This window comes from Streptomyces prasinopilosus (assembly GCF_001419695.1).
Lineage (GTDB): Bacteria > Actinomycetota > Actinomycetes > Streptomycetales > Streptomycetaceae > Streptomyces > Streptomyces prasinopilosus.
On the sequence record NZ_LIRG01000068.1, the window covers coordinates 1 to 2436 of the forward strand.

Sequence of the window (2436 nt, forward strand, 5' to 3'; positions counted from 1 at the left end):
GCGAGTCGGGCTGCGGCAAGACGACCCTGGCCCGCGCCCTGCTGGGCCTGGTCGAGCCGACCGCGGGGCACGTCTCCTTCGACGGGCGGCCGCTCGACCACTCCGGCCGCTCCCTCAAGGCGTACCGCAAGCGGGTCCAGCTGGTCCTCCAGGACCCGAACGGCTCGCTCAACCCCCGGCACACGGTGTACGACGCGGTGGCCGAGGGGCTGCGCATCCACGAGCACCGCGGTGACGAGCGGGCGGCGGTCGTGAGGGCCCTGTCCCGGGCCGGGCTGCGGCCGCCGGAGCGCTTCCTCCCGCGCTTTCCGCACGAGCTGTCCGGCGGTCAACGCCAGCGGGTGGTGATCGCGGGCGCGCTGGTCCTGGAGCCCGAACTCCTCGTCGCGGACGAACCGGTGGCCTCCCTGGACGCCTCCGTGCGCGGCGAGATCCTGGCCCTGCTGCTCCGGCTCCGCGCCGAACTGGGCCTGTCCGCGCTGGTGGTCACGCACGACCTCGGGCTGGCCTGGAACATCGCCGACCGGGTCGCGGTGATGTACCTCGGCCGGATCGTGGAGACCGGACCGGTGGAGCGGGTGCTGACCGCGCCCCGGCACCCGTACACGCGGGCCCTGCTGTCGGTGCTCCCGGAAGCGCCGGGCGGCCCGGTGGTCCTGAGCGGTGAGCCGCCGGATCCGACCCGGGTGCCGGGGGGCTGCCGGTTCCACCCGCGCTGCCCGGTCCTGCTCGGCGGGGAGGCGGACCGGGCGGGCGTCGCGGACGCGTGCCGGACCCGGGACCCGGAGATCCTCGAAGGCGAAGGCGGGAACGAGGACGGGGGCGGGGGCCCGGACGGCCGGGTGGCCTGCCACTGGGCCCGCGCGCGCGAGGACCGGGCCGGGCCCGGCCCGGGCTGAGCGGGAAGTCCGGACCCGCACGCGCGGGGCCCGGGGCTCCCCGCACGGGAGGGTCCGCGTGCGTGTCTACGGCTTCCCGGCCGCTGCCACCAGTTCCTTGCAGCGCCTGACGTCCGCCGCCATCTGCTCCGTCAGCGCCTCGAGCGAGTCGAACTTCGCCTGGCCGCGGACGTAGGCGAGGAAGTCGACGGCGACGTGCAGGCCGTAGAGGTCCAGGCCGACGCGGTCGATGGCGTACGCCTCGACCGTGCGCTCGGTGCCGTCGAACTGGGGGTTGGTGCCGACGGAGATCGCGGCCGGCATGGCCTCGCCCTGGGCGTGCAGCCAGCCCGCGTAGACGCCGTCGGCGGGGATCGCGGTGTGCGGGAGCGTCTCGACGTTGGCCGTGGGGAAGCCCAGTTCGCGGCCGCGCCGGGCGCCGCTGACGACCACGCCCTCCACCCGGTGCGGGCGGCCCAGGATCTCGGCGGCGCCCTCGACCTCGCCCTCGGCGATCAGGCGGCGGGTGAGGGTGGAGGAGAACGGCTCGCCGCCGCCGGCCTCGCCGCTCACGTACAGGTCGACGACCTCGACCTCGAAGTCGTAGACCTTGCCCTGCTCCGCGAGGAAGTCCACGGTGCCCGCGGCCCGGTGGCCGAAGCGGAAGTTGGGGCCTTCGACGACCGCCCTGGCGTGCAGTTTGTCGACCAGGACCTTGCCCACGAACTCGGCCGGTGACAGCTTCGAGAACTCCGTGGTGAAGGGGAGGATCAGGACCGCGTCCACGCCCAGCTCGGCCATGAGTTCCGCGCGGCGGTGGTGCGGGGCGATCAGCGGCGGGTGGCTGCCGGGGCGGACGACCTCGCTGGGGTGCGGGTCGAAGGTGACGACGACCGCGGGGAGGCCCAGTTCCCGGGCACGGTCCACGGCGTGCCTGATGATCAGCTGGTGCCCGCGGTGGACTCCGTCGTAGGAACCGATGGTGACGACGCTGCGCCCCCAGTCCTGGGGGATGTCCTCCAAGCCACGCCAGCGCTGCACTGCCTGCTCCTTGTCGAAACCTCGTCGGGCCGAGTCCGTGGACTTCTCCTGCGCAGGTCTAAGAGTGCCATGCCGACCGCCCTCGGCCCGCATCGGCATCGGCGCTCCGGCACTGTGACGCTGTGCACTCCCGGTCGCGGATCGGACGGGTGCGCCCGCCCCCGCCCGGGTCCCGCTCACCCGCCGGGCGTCGGGTCCGACCCCGTCCGCCCTCTCCTGGGACGCGTCCGCCGGGGGGCCGTGAAGCCCGGGACGTGCCGCCCCGGAGCGGTCGGGACGTGATCGACGCGGACGGCGCCCCCCGGGGCGCGGACGAGGAGCGGCCCGGGGCGGCGGACGAGTCCGCTCACGGGGCACCGGTCCGCCGGGGTCGTCGGTCCGCCGGGGGCCGCCGGCGTAGCGGGCGGTGGCCCCCGGCACCGCGGTCAGGCGGCCGGAGCCGTGGTCGCGGGTAGGGAGCGGGTCCAGCGGTTCGCGGCGCGAGGGGTGAGAGGCGGGGGTGCCGGGCCCGGCACCC

The 2436-nt window shown here is 75.7% G+C and carries 2 protein-coding genes; one reads left to right on the plus strand and one right to left on the minus strand.

Annotated elements, in window-relative coordinates:
- On the plus strand, positions 1–899 hold an 899-nt coding region (locus AOK18_RS04345), incomplete at its 5' end, for an ABC transporter ATP-binding protein (protein ID WP_055693430.1).
- A 66-nt stretch (positions 900–965) separates the two neighbouring features.
- Here AOK18_RS04345 and AOK18_RS04350 read toward each other — a convergent pair.
- Positions 966–1919, minus strand: a complete 954-nt coding sequence (locus AOK18_RS04350) for a bifunctional riboflavin kinase/FAD synthetase (protein WP_055575177.1) — start codon at positions 1917–1919, stop codon at positions 966–968.
- Between the last annotated feature and the right edge of the window lie 517 nt (positions 1920–2436).